Source organism: uncultured Spongiibacter sp. (assembly GCF_964011655.1).
Classification (GTDB): domain Bacteria; phylum Pseudomonadota; class Gammaproteobacteria; order Pseudomonadales; family Spongiibacteraceae; genus Spongiibacter; species Spongiibacter marinus.
Genome location: NZ_CAXGPO010000039.1, coordinates 1 through 18,170 on the forward strand (window position 1 = coordinate 1; position 18,170 = coordinate 18,170).

16 protein-coding genes are annotated in these 18,170 nt (G+C 55.2%); all 16 read left to right on the top strand.

The annotated features are described in order from the left end of the window. Positions 1–692, top strand: a 692-nt coding sequence (gene rpsB / locus ABNS66_RS13800) for a 30S ribosomal protein S2 (protein WP_348655356.1), incomplete at its 5' end; no start/stop codon positions are given. A gap of 108 nt (positions 693–800) precedes the next feature. Continuing rightward, complete coding sequence (tsf, locus tag ABNS66_RS13805; RefSeq protein WP_027873608.1) at positions 801–1,664, top strand: translation elongation factor Ts; 864 nt, start codon at positions 801–803, stop codon at positions 1,662–1,664. An 83-nt stretch (positions 1,665–1,747) separates the two neighbouring features. Then, positions 1,748–2,479: a UMP kinase gene (gene pyrH / locus ABNS66_RS13810; protein WP_286695873.1), complete on the top strand. Its 732-nt coding sequence runs from the start codon at positions 1,748–1,750 to the stop codon at positions 2,477–2,479. Positions 2,480–2,508: 29 nt separating this feature from the next. Further along, on the top strand, positions 2,509–3,066 hold the full coding sequence (gene frr, locus ABNS66_RS13815) for a ribosome recycling factor (RefSeq protein WP_204995939.1): 558 nt from the start codon (positions 2,509–2,511) through the stop codon (positions 3,064–3,066). A gap of 20 nt (positions 3,067–3,086) precedes the next feature. Further along, positions 3,087–3,845: a polyprenyl diphosphate synthase gene (gene uppS, locus ABNS66_RS13820; RefSeq protein ID WP_239547692.1), complete on the top strand. Its 759-nt coding sequence runs from the start codon at positions 3,087–3,089 to the stop codon at positions 3,843–3,845. Positions 3,846–3,865: 20 nt separating this feature from the next. Next, entirely contained in the window at positions 3,866–4,702 is an 837-nt protein-coding gene (locus ABNS66_RS13825; RefSeq protein WP_286840082.1) for a phosphatidate cytidylyltransferase, read from the top strand. Then, the gene (ispC, locus tag ABNS66_RS13830) at positions 4,702–5,877 is read left to right on the top strand and encodes a 1-deoxy-D-xylulose-5-phosphate reductoisomerase (RefSeq protein WP_286840086.1); all 1,176 of its coding nucleotides are present in this window, start codon (positions 4,702–4,704) and stop codon (positions 5,875–5,877) included. The genes ABNS66_RS13825 and ispC overlap by 1 nt, the downstream gene beginning before the upstream one ends. An 11-nt stretch (positions 5,878–5,888) precedes the next feature. Then, on the top strand, positions 5,889–7,247 hold the full coding sequence (rseP, locus tag ABNS66_RS13835) for an RIP metalloprotease RseP (protein WP_286840087.1): 1,359 nt from the start codon (positions 5,889–5,891) through the stop codon (positions 7,245–7,247). A gap of 84 nt (positions 7,248–7,331) precedes the next feature. After that, positions 7,332–9,914 carry an outer membrane protein assembly factor BamA gene (gene bamA, locus ABNS66_RS13840; RefSeq protein WP_286695870.1) on the top strand — a complete coding sequence of 861 codons (2,583 nt, stop codon included), beginning with the start codon at positions 7,332–7,334 and terminating at the stop codon, positions 9,912–9,914. A 30-nt stretch (positions 9,915–9,944) separates the two neighbouring features. Beyond that, positions 9,945–10,454: an OmpH family outer membrane protein gene (locus ABNS66_RS13845; RefSeq protein ID WP_027873616.1), complete on the top strand. Its 510-nt coding sequence runs from the start codon at positions 9,945–9,947 to the stop codon at positions 10,452–10,454. Continuing rightward, positions 10,454–11,515 carry a UDP-3-O-(3-hydroxymyristoyl)glucosamine N-acyltransferase gene (gene lpxD, locus ABNS66_RS13850; protein WP_286840090.1) on the top strand — a complete coding sequence of 354 codons (1,062 nt, stop codon included), beginning with the start codon at positions 10,454–10,456 and terminating at the stop codon, positions 11,513–11,515. Before ABNS66_RS13845 ends, lpxD begins: the two co-directional genes overlap by 1 nt. 2 nt (positions 11,516–11,517) lie before the next feature. Next, complete coding sequence (gene fabZ, locus ABNS66_RS13855) at positions 11,518–11,958, top strand: 3-hydroxyacyl-ACP dehydratase FabZ (protein WP_027873618.1); 441 nt, start codon at positions 11,518–11,520, stop codon at positions 11,956–11,958. Continuing rightward, positions 11,958–12,755: an acyl-ACP--UDP-N-acetylglucosamine O-acyltransferase gene (lpxA, locus tag ABNS66_RS13860; protein WP_286840092.1), complete on the top strand. Its 798-nt coding sequence runs from the start codon at positions 11,958–11,960 to the stop codon at positions 12,753–12,755. The genes fabZ and lpxA overlap by 1 nt, the downstream gene beginning before the upstream one ends. Before the next feature lie 42 nt (positions 12,756–12,797). Continuing rightward, on the top strand, positions 12,798–13,970 hold the full coding sequence (gene lpxB, locus ABNS66_RS13865; protein ID WP_286840094.1) for a lipid-A-disaccharide synthase: 1,173 nt from the start codon (positions 12,798–12,800) through the stop codon (positions 13,968–13,970). Further along, positions 13,957–14,583, top strand: coding sequence for a ribonuclease HII (rnhB, locus tag ABNS66_RS13870; protein WP_286696201.1), 627 nt, complete (start codon positions 13,957–13,959; stop codon positions 14,581–14,583). Before lpxB ends, rnhB begins: the two co-directional genes overlap by 14 nt. A gap of 80 nt (positions 14,584–14,663) precedes the next feature. Next, positions 14,664–18,146: a DNA polymerase III subunit alpha gene (gene dnaE, locus ABNS66_RS13875; RefSeq protein WP_286840096.1), complete on the top strand. Its 3,483-nt coding sequence runs from the start codon at positions 14,664–14,666 to the stop codon at positions 18,144–18,146. The last annotated feature ends 24 nt before the right edge of the window (positions 18,147–18,170 follow it).

Genomic DNA, 18,170 nt, shown 5'->3' on the forward strand with positions numbered 1-18,170 from the left:
AGACGCGTTACTGGAACCCCAAAATGGCACCCTTCATCTTTGGTGCCCGCAACAAAATTCACATCATCAACCTCGAGCACACTGTTCCTGCGATGAACAATGCCCTGGACGCGCTGGCTAAGCTGGGTGCGAACAAAAACAAGGTGCTGTTTGTTGGAACCAAGCGCGCTGCCGGTAAAATTATTGCCGAGCAAGCTAGCCGTGCCGGTATGCCCTATGTAAGCCACCGCTGGTTGGGCGGTATGCTGACAAACTACAAAACTATCCGTCAGTCTGTTCGTCGTCTGCGTGAGCTGGAAACTCAGGCTCAGGACGGTACTTTTGACAAACTGACCAAGAAAGAAGCCCTGATGCGTCACCGCGACATGGAGAAGCTTGAGCGCTCCATCGGTGGTATCAAAGAAATGTCAGGCCTGCCTGATGCGCTGTTTGTTATCGACGTTGATCACGAGCGCATTGCTATCCAAGAAGCTAACAAACTGGGTATTCCGGTATTTGGCATCGTGGATACGAACAGCAACCCCGATGGCGTTGATTATGTAATCCCCGGTAACGATGATGCGATCCGTGCGATCAAGCTTTACGTTACTGCGGTAGCTGATGTGATCATCAATGCTGGCGCTAACGCCGCAGTTGCTGCCGACGAGTTTGTTGAAGTAGCGCAGGAAGAAGGCGACGCAGCGGCCGAGTAATTGGCCTGTGTAATCGCGTAAAAGGGGGCAAGGCCCCCTTTTTTTGGATATTTATTGAGCAGGCCCGCAGGGTGGGCCGAAATCAAGCCCAAACAAGAGGATTTTAAGATGGCTGTTTCAGCAGCAATGGTTAAAGAGCTTCGCGAGCGCACTGGTCTTGGCATGATGGAGTGCAAAAAAGCACTTAATGAAGCCAATGGTGACATCGAACTGGCGATTGAAGAGCTGCGTAAGTCAAGTGGTATGAAGGCGGCTAAAAAAGCCGGTCGTACTGCTGCTGACGGTGTTGTTGCAACAAAAGTAGCCGAAGACGGTAGCTATGCTGTGGTTGTGGAAGTGAACAGTGAGACTGACTTTGTCGCTCGCGATGAAGGCTTCCTGAGCTTTGTTGACTTGGTTGCTAACAAAGCCTTTGCTGAAAAGCAGGACGATGTGGCTGCGCTGATGGCGGGTGAGCTGGAAGTTGCTCGCGAAGCGCTGGTACAAAAAATTGGTGAAAATATCTCGGTTCGCCGCATTCAGGTGCTCAGCGCTGAAGCGGGTGTTGTGGACAGTTATGTTCACTCTAACAACCGCATTGCTGTGTTGGTGGCCCTGAAAGGTGGTGATGCTGAACTGGCGCGCGATGTTGCCATGCACGTGGCTGCAGTAAACCCCCGTGTTGCCAAGCAAAGTGATATGCCCGAAGAAGAAGTTGCCAAAGAGCGTGAAATCTTCACTGCGCAAGCGCAGGAAAGTGGCAAACCAGCTGAGATCATCGAGAAGATGATTGAAGGCCGTATCCGCAAGTTCCTGTCGGAGAACGCTCTGGTTGATCAGGCTTTTGTTAAAGATCCTGAGCAGACAGTGGGCAAGTTGCTGAAGAATGCCGGTGCCGACATTCAAACCTACATTCGTTTCGAAGTAGGTGAGGGCATCGAAAAAGAAGAAGTCGACTTCGCAGCCGAAGTGGCTGCACAGCTTAAGGGCTGAGTCGCGGAAGCGGGGCCTCAAGGCCCCGTTTTTCTATGCGATGATTAAAGTGTGTGCGGAAAGTTGATTTGCAGGGGTGAAATATGTCCACTCAAAGTCGGGACAAAAAGTACAAGCGCATTCTTCTTAAACTGAGTGGCGAGGCCCTGATGGGGCAGCTCGGTTTTGGCATTGACCCCAAGGTGCTCGATCGCATGGCACTGGAAGTGGGGCAGCTCGTGGGTATTGGTGTACAAGTTGGCCTGGTTATCGGCGGCGGAAATCTATTCCGTGGTGCAGCACTGCAAACGGCAGGCCTGGATCGTGTAACCGGCGACCACATGGGTATGCTGGCCACCTTAATGAACGCACTGGCCATGCGCGACGCGCTCGAGCGCAGTAATATCAAGTCGTCGGTAATGTCGGCGATCCCGATGAGCGGCGTGGTTGACCACTATGATCGCCGCAAGGCCATCCGCGCGCTGAGTCGCGGCGAGGTGGTGATTTTTGCCGCGGGGACAGGTAACCCCTTTTTCACGACCGATTCTGCAGCGTGCCTGCGGGGTATTGAGGTCGATGCGGACCTGGTGCTTAAAGCCACCAAAGTGGATGGTGTGTACAGCGCTGACCCAATGATTGATCCCGATGCTAAGAAATACGACCATTTGAGTTACGATGAGGTCCTGGACAAGAAGTTAGAGGTCATGGATCTCACGGCGATTTGTCTGTGTCGTGACCACGAGATGCCGCTGCGCGTCTTTGCCATGGAGCAGCAGGGTGCGCTGTTAAATATTGTGGTCGGTGGCAACGAGGGAACTTTGGTATCAGCGGGCTAGTGCCCCGGTGCCAATTGAGGAGAGAAAAAGTGATAGACGAACTCAAGCAAGATGCCGAAGAGCGCATGGCAAAGGCCATTGAGGCGCTGGGTGGCAATTTTAATAAAATTCGTACTGGGCGCGCGCACCCAAGTCTTTTAGACAATATTCGCGTCTCTTACTACGGTGCCGAAACGCCGCTTTCGCAGCTGGCAAATATCGGTGTTGAAGATGCCCGAACGCTCACGGTTACGCCCTGGGAAAAAAACGTGGTGCCCGATGTTGAGAAGGCCATCATGAAGTCGGACCTCGGCTTGAACCCCAGCACCGCCGGTGCGGTTATTCGTATTCCAATGCCTGCCCTGACGGAAGAGACCCGTAAGGGCTACATCAAGCAGGCTCGCCAAGAGGCCGAGCGCGCGCGGGTTTCTGTGCGCAATGCGCGCCGCGACGTGTTGGCGGATATCAAAGAGCTGCTGAAAGAGAAAGAGATCAGTGAAGACGAAGAACGTCGCGCTCAGGATGACGTGCAAAAAATCACTGATAAATACGTCGCAGAGGTTGATAAAGCGCTCGCGGTGAAAGAAAGCGATCTAATGGAAATTTGATCGACTAAGAAGCAGTTTTCATGGCAGTTGATATGGCCCATCGAGGCTCAGAACCTTCCGCGGCGCCTCGGCATGTTGCCATCATTATGGATGGCAATAATCGCTGGGCGAAAAAGCGCGGGCTCAAAGCGGCAGGCGGACATCGCGCCGGTGTGGAAGTGATTCGCGGGCTGCTTAAATGCAGTCGCGAGCGCGGCGTAAAGGTGATTACGCTGTTCGCGTTCTCCAGCGAAAATTGGCAACGTCCAAGCATGGAAGTCCAGGCTTTGATGCGGCTGTTTGCCAGTTATCTGGATAGCGAGACCAAAAAGCTCCACGAAGATGGTGTGCGAATGCGCTTCATCGGTGAGCGGGGCCGCTTCTCCGCTGGCTTGCGCAAGCAGATGGACTACAGCGAGCAGCTCACGCGCTTTAACACTGAAACGACTCTGGTGATCGCTGTGGATTACGGCGGTCAGTGGGATATTGTCAGCGCCGCACGCGAGCTTGCTCAGAAAGTTGAAGACGGGCAGTTGCGCGTTGACGACATCGATATTACTTTGTTTGATCAACACACGGCCCTGGCGGACCTGCCCAAGCCGGATTTGTGCATACGCACCGCCGGTGAGCAGCGCATTAGTAATTTTATGCTTTGGCAGCTTGCCTACAGCGAGTTTTATTTTTGCGATTGCCTGTGGCCAGATTTTGATGAAACGGAATTGCATAGGGCGCTAGATGCCTATGCCAGCCGTGAGCGCCGCTTCGGGGGCCGCGATAATGATAATGACAACGGCGAATAGACACCGGAGATTACCCCCTTATGCTTAAGCAGCGGATTATTACCGCCGTCGTGATTGTGGCTGCGCTACTTGCTGCCATGGCCTATCTGTCGGCGGGTCAACTGTCGTTACTGTTCGCTGGCATTGTGCTGGTGGCCGCGTGGGAGTGGGCTGACCTCAGCGACCTGCGGCCCCAGGTGGCAAGATTGGCCTATGTCCTGGCCATCGGTGCTCTTATCGCCAGTGTGTACGCGCTAATGGGCGATGTTGCCTCCTGGTCGACGGCAGCGTTACAGGAGCTGTTTGTCGCGGCTTGTGTATGGTGGGCGGTCGCGTTGCTCTGGGTGAAAGGCTATCCGGTGAGTGCTGGCTTGTGGGGTTCTCGGCCGGTTCGCATCGTTATGGGGGTGGCGGTACTGCTGCCAACGTGGCTGGCATTGAGCTACCTGCGTAACCTTCCCAATGGTGCCTGGCTGTTGTTAATGCTGGTGGCCTTGGTTGCCATCGCCGACATTGGGGCCTATTTCTTTGGTCGCCGCTTTGGCAAAGCGAAATTGGCGCCGGCGGTCAGCCCGGGTAAATCCTGGGCCGGGTTCTGGGGCGGCTTGGCGTGTAGCGTGTCGTTCATGGCTGCGCTCTGGTACTTCTGGCCCGGCGGCATGCCCGTGAGCTTGCCAGCCATGCTGGTGTTGGCCGCAATCACTTCACTGGCTTCGGTACTGGGAGACCTGTTAGAAAGCATGGTTAAGCGGCACCGTGGTATTAAAGATAGTAGTCAGTTGTTGCCGGGTCATGGCGGCGTAATGGATCGCGTTGACAGTTTAACGGCGGCATCGCCGGTGTTTGCCCTGGGATTGATGTCGGTGGGCTGGCAGTAATGGAGCGCGTGACGGTATTGGGGTCTACCGGCTCTATCGGCGTCAGTACCTTGGATGTACTGTCGCGTCATCGCGACACCTTCGAGCTGTATGCCATCACCGCAAATAGCAGCGTAGAAGCAATCCTGCAGCAGGCGTTGGCTCACCAGCCTCGCTATGTAGTGCTGCGCGATGAGTCAAGCGCTGAACAGTTGGTGACGCAGTTGCGCCAGGCCGGCAGTGAATCTGAGGTGCTTGCTGGCGAGGCGGGGCTGTGCAAAGTTGCTGCTGAGGCTGATACGGTGATGGCGGCGATAGTGGGGGCGGCCGGTCTGCTGCCTACATTGTCTGCCGTTGAGGCGGGGGCTAAAGTCCTGTTGGCCAATAAAGAGTCATTGGTTATGGCGGGCCAGCTGTTTATGGATGCGGTGGAACGCAGCGGTTCGACGCTGTTGCCCATCGACAGTGAGCACAATGCCATCTTTCAATGTATGCCCGGCGTGCATCGCCAAGGTCTCGATGCGCAGGGGGTGCGACGTATTTTGCTGACCGGCTCCGGCGGGCCCTTCCGGCAGCGCTCGGTAGAGAGTTTGGCGTCGGTGACGCCCGATGAGGCCTGCGCCCATCCGAATTGGTCTATGGGGCGAAAGATCTCCGTCGACTCTGCCACCATGATGAACAAAGGGCTCGAGCTTATCGAGGCGTGCTGGTTGTTCCACTGCTCCCCGGAGCGCATCGACGTGGTGGTTCACCCGCAAAGTGTTATTCACTCGATGGTGGAATATGTCGATGGCTCCGTGCTGGCGCAAATGGGCCAGCCCGATATGCGCACGCCGATCGCCCATGCCCTGGCTTGGCCTAAGCGCATGGAATCCGGCGTTGCCTCTCTGGATTTGATTGTGCAGGCGCGGCTGGATTTTGAGGCCCCGGATGAGCAGCGTTTCCCCTGTTTGCGTCTGGCAAGAGAGGCCGCAGAGCTTGGCGGCAGTGCCAGCGCCAGTTTGAATGCAGCGAATGAAATTGCTGTTGAGGCGTTTTTGGCCGAGCAATTGCCGTTCACCGCGATACCGACATTGCTGGAGCGCGTGATGGCTGACGTTGAAAATGTTGAACCGCTGACGCTGGGCGATGTCCAAGCTGCGGACCTTCAGGCGCGTGAGCGCGCGCGGTCTCTCGTTCGCGAATTTGGATTTTGAGGTAGCTGGCCGTGCAGGGACTTCTGCAAACGATATTCATCACGGTACTGACGCTGGGTATCCTGGTGTCAATTCACGAGTTTGGTCATTTCTGGGTGGCACGTCGCTGCGGTGTCAAAGTGCTGCGTTTTTCTGTGGGCTTTGGCAAGCCGCTGCTCAGTTGGCGCGACAAGTTGGGCACGGAGTACGCCGTAGCGGGAATTCCGCTGGGTGGCTATGTAAAAATGCTGGACGAGCGCGAGGGCGAGGTTCCCGAAGACCAGCGCCACATGGCCTTTAACCGGGCAACGCCGATGAAGCGCATTGCGATTGCTGCTGCCGGCCCCTTAGCGAATTTTATACTGGCCATATTTGTATATTGGCTGGTTTTTCTCAATGGCGTTAGCGGCGTTGCGCCGGTCATTGACCGCGTTGCCCCCGGTTCGCTGGCTGAGCAGGCCGGTCTCATTGAAGGTCAGGAAATTGTCGCTGTTGATGGCGTGGATACCCCTACGTGGGAAACGCTGCAAATGCAGTTGCTGGAGCGCATTGGCGAGAGCGGCGAACTCAGTATCAGCGTGAAAACTGCGGGCTCGAGTCTGCGCTACGAAAACCGCGTTCAGATCGACAAGTGGATGCAAGGCCTGGAAGAGCCGCGCCCTCTGGACGAGTTGGGCGTGACATTGTTTGTGCCTGAATTAGTGCCTGAAATTGGTGAGCTGGTCGCGGGCGGAGCCGCGCAGCAAGCGGGTTTGCAGGAGGGCGACATCATCGTTGAGTCCGACGGAAAGGCGGTGTCGACCTGGCAGGATTGGGTGCAAGTTGTTCGCGCCAGCCCCGATAAGGCGCTGTCTCTGCGGGTTAAGCGCGATAACCGCTTGCTAGATCTTGTGATGACTCCGCAGAGAAAGCTTGAAGACAATGGCATGGCTGTCGGCTTTGCTGGGGTAGGGGTTAAACCACCACAGTGGCCCGAGAACATGCTCCGTGAGGTGGATTACGGCCCCGTGGCCGCCCTGGTTGCTGCCAGTGAAAAGACGTGGCGCATGAGTGTGTTTACGCTGGAATCGATAAAAAAAATGATCACCGGCTTGTTGTCGCCGAAAAACTTGAGTGGCCCGATAACGATTGCTAAAGTGGCCGGCTCTTCCGCTCAGTACGGCTTTTTTTCGTGGCTGAGTTTTCTGGGCTTGCTGAGTATCAGTTTGGCGGTATTGAACTTGCTGCCAATTCCGATCCTTGATGGCGGACATATTGTCTATGCCGCGATTGAGGGCATTATCGGTCGCCCGGTAACGGAACAAGTGCAGGCATGGGCTAACCAATTGGGTTTGGCGTTGGTGGTGTGTGTCATGTTTTTTGCTTTATATAACGACGTATTGCGCCTCTGATTTTAGGGTTTAGCGATATATTTTACCCAGTGCTCTTGCACCCTCGTTTTGGTGCCGAGCCCTAGCCGTGGTTGCTGGTTTTTGATGAAACGCTTTTTCCTGTACGCATTGTTTTTTTGTTTGGCGAGTCCGCTGGTGTCTGCGCAAACGCGCATCAACGATATCCGCGTTGAGGGTTTGCAACGTATTGCGGCCGAAACGGTGTTTTCGGCGTTGCCGCTCAATGTTGGTGACCTGATCACTCAGCAAGCCGTTGCCCAGTCGTCCCGCGCGCTGTTTGCTACCGGTAATTTCGATGACATCCAGATCGGCGTAGACAAAGACGTTTTAGTTGTCCGGGTAACAGAGCGACCCGCTATCAGTAAAATTAATATCGAAGGTAACAAAGCTCTGGCAACCGATGCCCTGTTAGACGGTTTGAAAGGGGCTGGTCTGGCCGAGGGGCAGGTGTTCAAGCGGGCAACGCTTGAAAATATGCGAATGGAATTGACCCGTCAGTACGTGTCACAGGGTCGTTACGATGCCGGTATTGAAACCGATGTGGTGGCTGAGCCGCGCAACCGGGTGTCGATCTCGATCAATATCGATGAAGGCAGTACCGCGTCGATCAAGCACATCAATATTGTCGGCAACAGTGTTTACGATGATGAAACCCTGCTCGACGAATTTGAGTTAAAGCCCAGTGGCTTCTTCTCTTTCTTCAGCAGCAGCGACAAGTACGCGCGGGAAAAGTTGAAAGGCGACCTGGAAACGCTCAACTCCTACTATCTTGACCGCGGGTATCTGCGCTTTAACACCGACTCAATCCAAGTCTCGATCAGCCCTGACCGTAAATCGGTGTACATCACCGTCAATGTCACCGAGGGTGATAAGTACACCGTCAGCGGCGCTGAGCTATCGGGTGATCTGGTCATTCCCGAGGATGACCTCAAGCGATTTATTTTAGTGCGGGAAGGCCAGGTGTTCTCGCAGGCCTTGGTTACCAGCACTGAAGAGTTTCTTGTCAAACGTCTAGGTAATGAAGGCTATAACTTCGCAAAGGTGCGCGGTATTCCTGAGGTTGATGAAGACGCCGGCACTGTCGCCCTGAAATTCTTTATCGATCCGGGTAAGCGCACCTACGTTCGACGGATCAGCTTCGAGGGCAATGAGCGCACCGCCGACGAAGTACTGCGCCGGGAAATGCGTCAGATGGAAGCAGCCCCTGCATCGGCAGACAAAATTGAATTGTCGCGTATTCGCCTGGAGCGCCTGGGCTACTTTAAGGGGGCGAAAGTCGAAACCCTTGAAGTGCCCGGTAGCGACGACCTGATTGACCTGACTTACTCTGTAGAAGAACAGAGCTCCGGCAGTTTGGGTGCCAGTGTTGGTTTCTCGCAAGACAGCGGTCTGTTGCTGAGCGCGAATATCCAGCAGAACAACTTCCTGGGTACCGGCAAGCAAGTGGGCTTTGGTGTATCACGCAGTGACTTCCTGACCAGTGCCAGCTTTAATTATCTCGACCCATACTTTACCGAAGATGGTGTTAGCCGCGGTTTCTCGGTGTTCTACCGCGCTACCGACTTCGAAGAGGTCAACGTTGCCAGTTATACCACCGATACTTATGGCACCAGCGTTAACTTTGGTTACCCCATTTCTGAAACCGAGCGTTTAGGGTTTGAACTGGGCTACAACTTAACCTCCATCGAAGCCGGCGTCCGCGCGGTGAAAGAGATTAAAACCAGCCCTCGTATTTTCGATGCCGTGGATAACTACTTTGTCAGCACACGCGACCCCAGTACTGGTCGTTACACAGTTGCTGAAGTTCTCGAGGACATTGCCAATCTGCCTGCTGGTGCCCTAACAGAAAGCGACGAGCCGGGTTTCCTGGATGAATATGGCGATGAGTTTGGCAACTTCACTGCGGGCATTTCGTGGCGCCAGTCAACACTGAACCGGGGCCTGTTGGCAACGCGGGGTGCTTCGCAGTCTGTGTCGCTGGAAGCGTCAATTCCAGGCTCAGACCTGGAATACTACCGACTCACTTATAACGGCCAGTTGTACGTGCCGATCAGCAATAGTTTTACGCTGCGCTTTAAGACTGAGCTCGGATATGGTGATGGCTACGGTAACCTGGATAAATTGCCTTTCTATGAGCATTTTTATGCAGGGGGCTTCAGCTCGGTTCGGGGATACCGCAGTAATACACTTGGGCCGCGCAGCTCGCCAGCCGATGTCTATCGTATTTCGCAGGCGGCAACAGCCATAGACAGTAACGGGAACGCGACGGCGCTGTCGGCTCAAGCCGCCTACGTGCTCGATCCGGCAACCGGGCAGTTGGTGGTAGATACCGCATCCTCGCTGGGGGATGAAGCCGATCCCTTTGGCGGCAATGTGCTGATGGAAGGCAGTATTGAATTGCTGTTCCCACTGCCATTCGTGAAGGATCAGCGCTCCGTTCGCAGTGGTCTGTTCCTCGATGCGGGTAATGTATTCAGCACTAGCTGTAGCTCTACTCAGATCAACTGTTCGTCTCCCAGTGTCGACGAGCTGCGATACTCTGCTGGCTTTGGTGTTACCTGGATCACCGGTTTCGGTCCGCTGACCTTTAGCTTGGGCCGGGCGCTGAATGACGAAAAAATTGACGAGACCGAAATATTCCAATTCTCTCTCGGTCGGACTTTTTAACCTACATAGAATAATGTTTAGGAGTGTTACATGAAGGTAGTTAAATTTGCCGTTTTAATGGTAGCAATGCTGTGGGGTTCCGTTGCCCTGGCTCAGGGGCGCATCGCGGTTTTTGATTTGGAAGCGGCGGTTCTCAATACTGATGTTGCTAAGCAGCGTTTGAACGCCCTGCGCAATCAGAAAGAGTTCAAAAACAACTTGTCAGAGCTTGAGACGGTGCGCAAGGACTACGAAAAGCTCGTGCAAAAACTGCAAAAAGATATTGAGATCATGAGTGCGGAGCAGCGCCAACTGGCCAAGAATCAGATCGATTCAAAACGCTCTGACGGCGAGCACTTGGCTCGTAAGATCGAAGCTGCACAGCAGCAGGAAGTGCAGACCATCATGAAAGAAGTTGGCCCCAAACTTCAGAAGCTGCTGCCCGAAATTATTAAAGAAGAAAACATCGGTTTACTGCTGCCAGCTAAGGCGGTAATGCACGCCGATGCGGGATATAACATTACTGCTAAAGTTGCCGACAAGCTCAATCAGGCAAAATAATGGCTGAGCAAAAGTCTTTGCGCCTTGCTGATTTAGCGGGCTTACTGAAGTTGCCGTACGAAGGAGACGGCAACTTGGTATTGACCGGCATGGCGGCGCTGGACACTGCGAGTTCCTCGCAGCTGAGTTTTCTCGCCAATGCCAAGTACCGCAGTCAGTTGGCTGAGACGGCAGCGGCGGCGGCGATTATTCACCCCGATATGGTCAGACATGCAAATGACATGCGGCCAGAAATGGCGGTGATTGTATCGGCCAACCCCTATCTTGCCTACGCGGAAGCCAGCGCATTATTCGACCCCCTCGAAAAGCCCCGCGCCGGTATCCATCCCTCTGCCGTTGTTATGTCGGAAAACGTTCACGCCAGTGCCAGTATTGGTGCCAACTGCGTTATCGAAGAGGGCGCGACCATCGGCGAAAATGTGGTGATTAGCGCCGGGACGATAGTGGGGCGGGGCAGTAGCGTGGGTAAATACAGTTACCTTCACGCCAATGTCACTGTCTACCACGGTGTCAGTATCGGTGAGTCCTGCGTTGTCCACTCCGGCGTGGTCATTGGCGGCGACGGGTTTGGCTTTGCGCCTTCTGAGCAGGGCTGGGTGAAAATACATCAGCTCGGTGGTGTGCGCATTGGCGATCGAGTGGAAGTTGGTGCGAATTCCTGTATTGATCGGGGAGCACTCAACGACACGGTCATTGGCGACGGCGTCATCATGGATGACTTCACCATGATCGCTCACAACGTCGAAGTCGGCGCGGGCACGGCAATGGCAGCCTGTTGCCAGGTTGCGGGCAGCGCCGTTATTGGTAAGAACTGTACCTTGGCGGGCAATATTGGTGTGGTTGGGCATATCCGTATTGCCGATGGCGTTCACCTTACCGCCCGAAGCCTGGTCACAAAATCGATTAGTGAGGCCGGCTCCTATTCCAGTGGTGGCAGTCCTCTAATGCCGTCTGCGCAGTGGCGAAAGAACACTGCCAGACTGTCCAAGCTTGATGATTTGTATCGCCGTGTTCAGGCGATGGAAAAAGAACTGCGAACGCTGCACGAGGAAAGAGATTGAGCATGGTTATGGATATCAACGAGGTTCAGGAATACCTCCCTCACCGCTACCCCTTTTTATTGGTGGATAAAGTCGTTGAGTTGACGCTTGGTGAGTCGATTGTTGCGATAAAAAACGTCACCGGAAATGAAAATCACTTCAATGGCCATTTCCCAGGCCTGCCGATTATGCCAGGCGTGTTGATCATTGAGGCAATGGCGCAGGCAGCGGGTATTCTGGGGTTTAAGACGCTCGACAAAAAGCCCTCCGATGGCTCGATCTACATGTTTGCTGGCGTCGATAACGCGCGTTTCAAGCGACAGGTTGTCCCCGGTGACCAGCTGATCCTGAAAGCTCAGTACGTTTCCGATCGTAAAGGGCTGTGGAAATTTGAGTGTCAGGCTTATGTTGAGGATACGCTGGCCTGCTCGGCAACCATTTTATGTATTGATCGGAAGAAGTGATGCCAGGCCATATTGATGCCAGCGCGGAGATCGATCCGCGCGCGATCATTGACCCCATGGCGGTCATTGGCGCGAATGTAAAAATCGGCCCGTGGACGATTGTTGGGCCAGACGTTGAGCTGGGCGAAGGCTGCGACGTGCGCTCGCACGTTGTGCTCAAAGGGCCGAGCCGTATCGGCAAGAACAATACGATCTACCAATTTTCCACGGTGGGCGAGGACACGCCAGACCTGAAGTACAAAGGCGAACCGACAGAGCTGATCATCGGTGACAATAATGTGATCCGCGAAGGCGTTACCATTCACCGCGGTACGGTGCAGGACCTGGGTAAGACCGTGATCGGCAGCAATAACTTGTTGATGGCCTATGCACACGTGGGGCACGACTCGGTGATTGGCGATCATTGCATTATGGTTAACAACGCTGCGTTGGCAGGGCATGTTATTGTCGGTGATTGGGCGATTCTCAGCGGTTATTCGCTGGTTCATCAGTTCTGCGCGATAGGCGCCCATAGTTTTTCCGGGTTCGGTTGCCATATCAGCAAAGATGTTCCTGCCTATGTTACCGTCAGCGGCAGCCCGGCTGAGGCCAAGACCATTAATGTGGAAGGCTTGAAGCGCCGTGGTTTCAGCAGCGACGCGATCAGCGCAATTCGTCGCGCATACAAGATCATCTACCGCCAGGGCCTGACCGTCGACGAGGCGCTGAATGCGCTGCAACCGCTGATCGCGGAGCACCCGGAAGTGGAATTGATGGCAGCCTCCCTGAAACAGTCACAGCGCGGTATTGTTCGATAAGCGCTATCAACCAAGGGCCGGTGCGCCGGCATTGATTGCGATATGACTCCTCTCAAAATCGGTTTGATCGCCGGCGAGGCCTCTGGCGATATTCTCGGCGCCGACTTGATACGCGCCATTCGCCAGCGCTTTCCTCAGGCAGAGTTTGAGGGCATCGGCGGCCCCTTGATGATCGCTCAGGGCTTTCATTCTATTTGCGATATGGATCGCCTGTCGGTCATGGGCTTTACTGAGCCCTTGAAGCGCTTGCCGGAGCTGTTGCGTATTCGCCGCCACCTAAAGCGCCACCTTATTGCATGGCAGCCAGATGTGGTGGTGGGTATTGATTCGCCGGACTTTACGCTGAATGTCGAGCGCAGTATGCGCGAGCGCGGTATTCGCACTGTGCATTATGTCAGTCCCTCTGTGTGGGCCTGGCGTCAGGGTCGAATCAAAACCATTGCGAAAGCGGTGGATCACATGCTGACGCTGTTCCCGTTTGAGCAAAGTTTTTACCAAGAGCACGGTGTGCCAGTGAGCTGCGTGGGTCACCCCTTGGCCGATCAAATTCCGTTTGACGATCAGCGTGAAGCCTCGCGGCAATCCCTGTCGATAGAAGGGGATAACCCAGTGGTAGCGCTGTTACCGGGGAGTCGCGCCGGCGAAGTGTCCCAATTGATTCCCATCTTTTTGGAAACCGCGCAGTGGCTCCGTCGATCGCTTCCCAATATCGAATTTATCGTGCCTGCTGCCAATGCTGACAGGAAGCGCCAGATATTGGATGCCATTGCCCTGCAAACTGCCGACTTGCCGGTGCGCGTGGTGTTGGGTGAGTCTCGTACGGTAATGGCGGCCGCCGACGCGGTATTGATGGCGTCGGGGACAACCAGTTTGGAAGCGCTGCTGCTGCAGCGCCCCATGGTTGTGTGTTATCGCTTTAGTAAAATGAGTTACGCGCTGCTGTCACGTCTGGTCAAAACGCCATTTTTCTCGCTGCCCAACCTGCTCGCACAGCGGGCATTGGTGCCGGAGTTGTTGCAAGACGAAGTGTCGGCGGAGGTGATAGGGCCGCTGATTCTTGAGCAGTTAAGCGATGAAAATCACCGGGAGACCCTACTGGCTGAGTTTCGGCGCATTCATCAGGACCTGGCGCGCAATGCTAGTGAGCGTGCGGCCAGCGACATTCTCGCCATTGCCGGTGTGCCTCAACAGGGGCCTGTTAATCGTGCAGACTGATGACCTGTTTGCCGATGCACCGGACTACCCGCGACTCACGGCGGGTGTCGACGAGGTCGGCAGGGGGCCGCTGTGCGGCGATGTGGTTGCCGCCGCGGTGGTGCTTGACCCGCTGCAGCCGATTGACGGTCTGAATGACTCTAAAAAATTAAGCGAGAAAAAACGCGAAGCCCTGTTTGATATCATCCGCGAACGCGCCCTCAGTTATTGTGTTGCAAGGGCAAGCGTGGAAGAAATTGATCGCTTGAATATTCTGCACGCCAGTCTGCTGGCGATGAAGCGTGCGGTGGAAGGTTTGCGCTACCAGGGCGCCGAGTTAGAGCCCGAATTGGTGCTGGTCGACGGCAATCGGCTGCCGCAGTGGCGCTACCGCGCCGAGGCCGTGGTCAAGGGTGACAGCCGGGTAGCCGCAATTGCCGCCGCCTCGATCCTTGCCAAGGTTGTTCGCGACCGGGAAATGCAAGCGATGGATGCCCAATATCCGGGCTACGGTCTTGCCGGCCACAAAGGCTACCCAACAAAGGCGCATCTCGAGGCGCTGAAACGCCTTGGCGTCAGTCCAATACATCGGCGTAGTTACGCGCCGGTCAGGGCGCTTTTAGAAGAATCCTAAATAAGGCAGCTGATTGCGCTCGGGTAATTGCCGGCGAATCAGCGCAAAGCCAACAGTGTTACAGGCTCCAGGACGCTACGATGTTAAACGAGAAATTTGTCCACTTGCGCGTTCATTCCGAGTACTCCTTGGTGGATGGCCTGGTGCGGGTCAAGGATCTGTGTAAGCACACCGCGGCAATGGGGATGCCAGCGGTTGCGTTGACCGATATCTGTAATTTCTATGCGCTCATCAAATTTCAAAAAGCCGCGCAAGGCAACGGAATCAAACCCATTTACGGTAGCGACCTGTGGGTGCGCGACGACAGCGATCCCGAGCAAATTAGCACGCTGTGTTTGCTGGTGCAGAATGAAACCGGCTACCGGAACTTAACTGAATTAATTTCCCGGGCCTATCTGGAGGGGCAGTGGCAGGGTAAGCCCTATGTTTATCGCAGCTGGATAGAGCAAGCCAATGACGGCTTGATTGCGCTGTCGGCGGGTCGCGACGGTGATGTGGGCCAGCTATTGGTAAACAATAAACTGGAGTTGGCGCGCCAGCGGCTCGATCGCTGGTTGTCAGTATTTGGTGATCGCTATTACCTCGAACTGCAGCGCACCGCGCGTGCCAATGAAGACGACTATATCCATGCCGCTGTTCAGCTTGCGGCCCAGGCGGGGTGCGCGGTAGTTGCCACCAATGATGTGCGTTTTATTCGCAGTGATGAGTTCGAGGCTCACGAGGCGCGGGTATGTATTCGCGATAGCCGAGTGCTGGACGACCCGCGTCGTCCCCGCAATTACAGCGATGAGCAGTACCTGCGCAGCGCTGAGGAAATGCTTGAGCTGTTTTCCGACATTCCCGAGGCACTGGAGAATAGTGTTGAAATTGCCAGGCGGTGCAACCTGACCGTTAAGCTCGGCACCTACTACCTTCCGGAGTACCCAATTCCGGAGGGAATGACCCAGGAGCAGTTCTTCCGCGAGCTTTGTCACAAGGGCCTCGATGAACGCTTGGATTTCTTGTTTGACCGCAGTGCTGAGGGCTTTGCGGAAACAGAAAAGGAATACCGCGACAGGCTGGATTTTGAGCTCGATATCATCCTCCAAATGGGCTTCCCGGGTTACTTCCTGATCGTGATGGACTTCATCCAGTGGGCCAAAGATTATGATATCCCCGTTGGCCCTGGACGGGGCTCCGGGGCGGGCTCGTTGGTAGCCTACGCGCTAAAAATCACCGACCTCGATCCCATTGAGTACGACCTGCTGTTCGAGCGCTTCCTCAACCCCGAGCGGGTTTCCATGCCCGACTTTGACGTTGACTTCTGCATGGAAGGCCGCGACCGGGTTATCAGTTATGTCGCCGACAATTATGGCCGCGATGCGGTTAGTCAGATCATCACCTTTGGCACCATGGCGGCGAAGGCGGTTGTTCGCGATGTGGCGCGGGTGCAGGGCAAGTCCTACGGTCTGGCTGACAAGCTTTCTAAATTGATTCCCTTTGAAGTGGGAATGACGCTGGCAAAAGCGTTGGAGCAGGAGCCGGCCCTCAAGGAGTTTTTAGACAGCGACGAGCAAGCCCAGGAAATCTGGGATATGGCGGTACAGCTGGAAGGGGTCGTGCGCGGTGTTGGTAAACACGCCGGTGGTGTGGTGATTGCCCCCAGTAAACTCACCGAGTTTGCACCACTGTTCTGCGACGAGAGTGGCGGCGGCCTGGTAACGCAATTCGACAAGAACGATGTTGAAGATGCCGGGTTGGTCAAGTTCGACTTCCTGGGGCTGCGTACCCTGACCATCATCGACTGGGCTTTGAAGATCATCAATGCCCAGCGCGATAAGATTGGCGAGCAGCCGCTGGATATCATGGCGATTCCGCTGGAGGATAAAAAGACCTTCGACTTGTTGAAGTCAGCGGAAACCACGGCGGTGTTCCAGTTGGAATCCCGAGGCATGAAGGAGCTGATTAAGAAGCTGCTACCAGACTGTTTCGAAGACATCATCGCACTGGTGGCATTGTTCCGTCCGGGGCCGCTGCAGTCGGGCATGGTTGATGACTTTATCAACCGTAAGCACGGCCGCGCCGAGTTGGCCTTCCCCCACCCGCAGTACCAGCACGAGTGTCTGCAGCCAATCCTGCAGCCCACCTACGGCATCATCCTGTATCAAGAACAGGTTATGCAGATCGCACAGGAGATGGGTGGCTATACCCTGGGTGGCGCTGACTTGCTGCGGCGGGCAATGGGTAAGAAAAAGCCCGAAGAGATGGAAAAGCAGCGCGGCTTGTTCCTCGCCGGTGCCGTCGAGAAGGGTTTTGATAAAGACTTGGCGTCGAATATTTTCGACCTCATGGAGAAGTTTGCCGGCTACGGCTTTAACAAGTCGCACTCCGCTGCCTACGCCTTGGTTTCCTATCAAACTGCGTGGCTGAAAACGCATTACCCAGCGCCCTTCATGGCGGCGGTGATGAGTTCGGAACTGGATAACACCGACAAAATCGTTATCTTCATCGAAGAATGCCGCGAGATGAAGCTGGACTATAAGCTGCCCTCGGTCAATGAGGGTGAGTATATGTTCACTGTCAATGATCGCGGCCAGATTGTCTACGGCCTCGGCGCGATCAAGGGCCTGGGCGAAGGCCCGGTGGAGAGCATTATTGCCGCGCGCAACAGCGGTGGCCCCTTTAAAAACCTGTTCGATTTCTGCGAGCGCACTGATCCCCGAAAAGTCAACAAGCGGGCGATTGAGGCGCTTATTCGCAGCGGCGCCTTCGACGACCTGGGCGAGGACCGGGCCGTACTGATGGCTGCCATGCCGGAGGCAGTACAGGTTGCTGAGCAAGCGGCGCGCAATGTCGAGAGCGGTATGGTCGACCTGTTCGGCGACACCCTGTCGGTTGAGAATCGCGATGTCTACGCCGCGTTTCGCGATGCCAGGCGCTGGACGACCAAAGAGCGATTACAGGGCGAGAAAGATACCCTGGGGCTGTATGTTACCGGGCACCCGATTGACGATTACGAGGCAGAGCTCAGGCGCTTTGTGCCGCGCCGCATCGTCGACCTAAATCCGGAAAAGCACCCGCAGACGGTTGCCGGTTTGGCGGTCAATATGCGCACCATGAAAAACAAGCGCGGCGATACCATGGCGTTTTTGCTGCTCGATGATCGCAGTGCTCGCATTGAGGTTGCCTTGTTCTCGGATGTCTACGAGGAGTGCCGCGAAAAACTGGTCAAAGATGCGGTGCTGGTTGTCGAGGGCGTGTGCAGTTTTGACGAATACAGCGGCGGCAAGAAAATGCGCGTGAAGTCACTGCGCAGCCTGGCGGAGGCGCGAGAGCACCACGCGAAGGAATTGGAAATTGCCCTGACTGCCGAGCACAGCAGCAGTGAACAATTGCAGCGGGTAAAATCGGCCTTGAGTGCGGTGCGCGGTGGCAGTTGTCCAGTGGTGATCCGCTATAGCCGGCCTGAAGGGGAAGGGCGGTTGCGGTTGGGGTCGGAATGGCGAATTCTGCCTCAGGAGGATATGTTAATCCGCTTGCGCGAAGACTGTGGAGCAAATAACGTGGTGATCAAATACGATTAACGTATAATCACCGCTATGAATGGT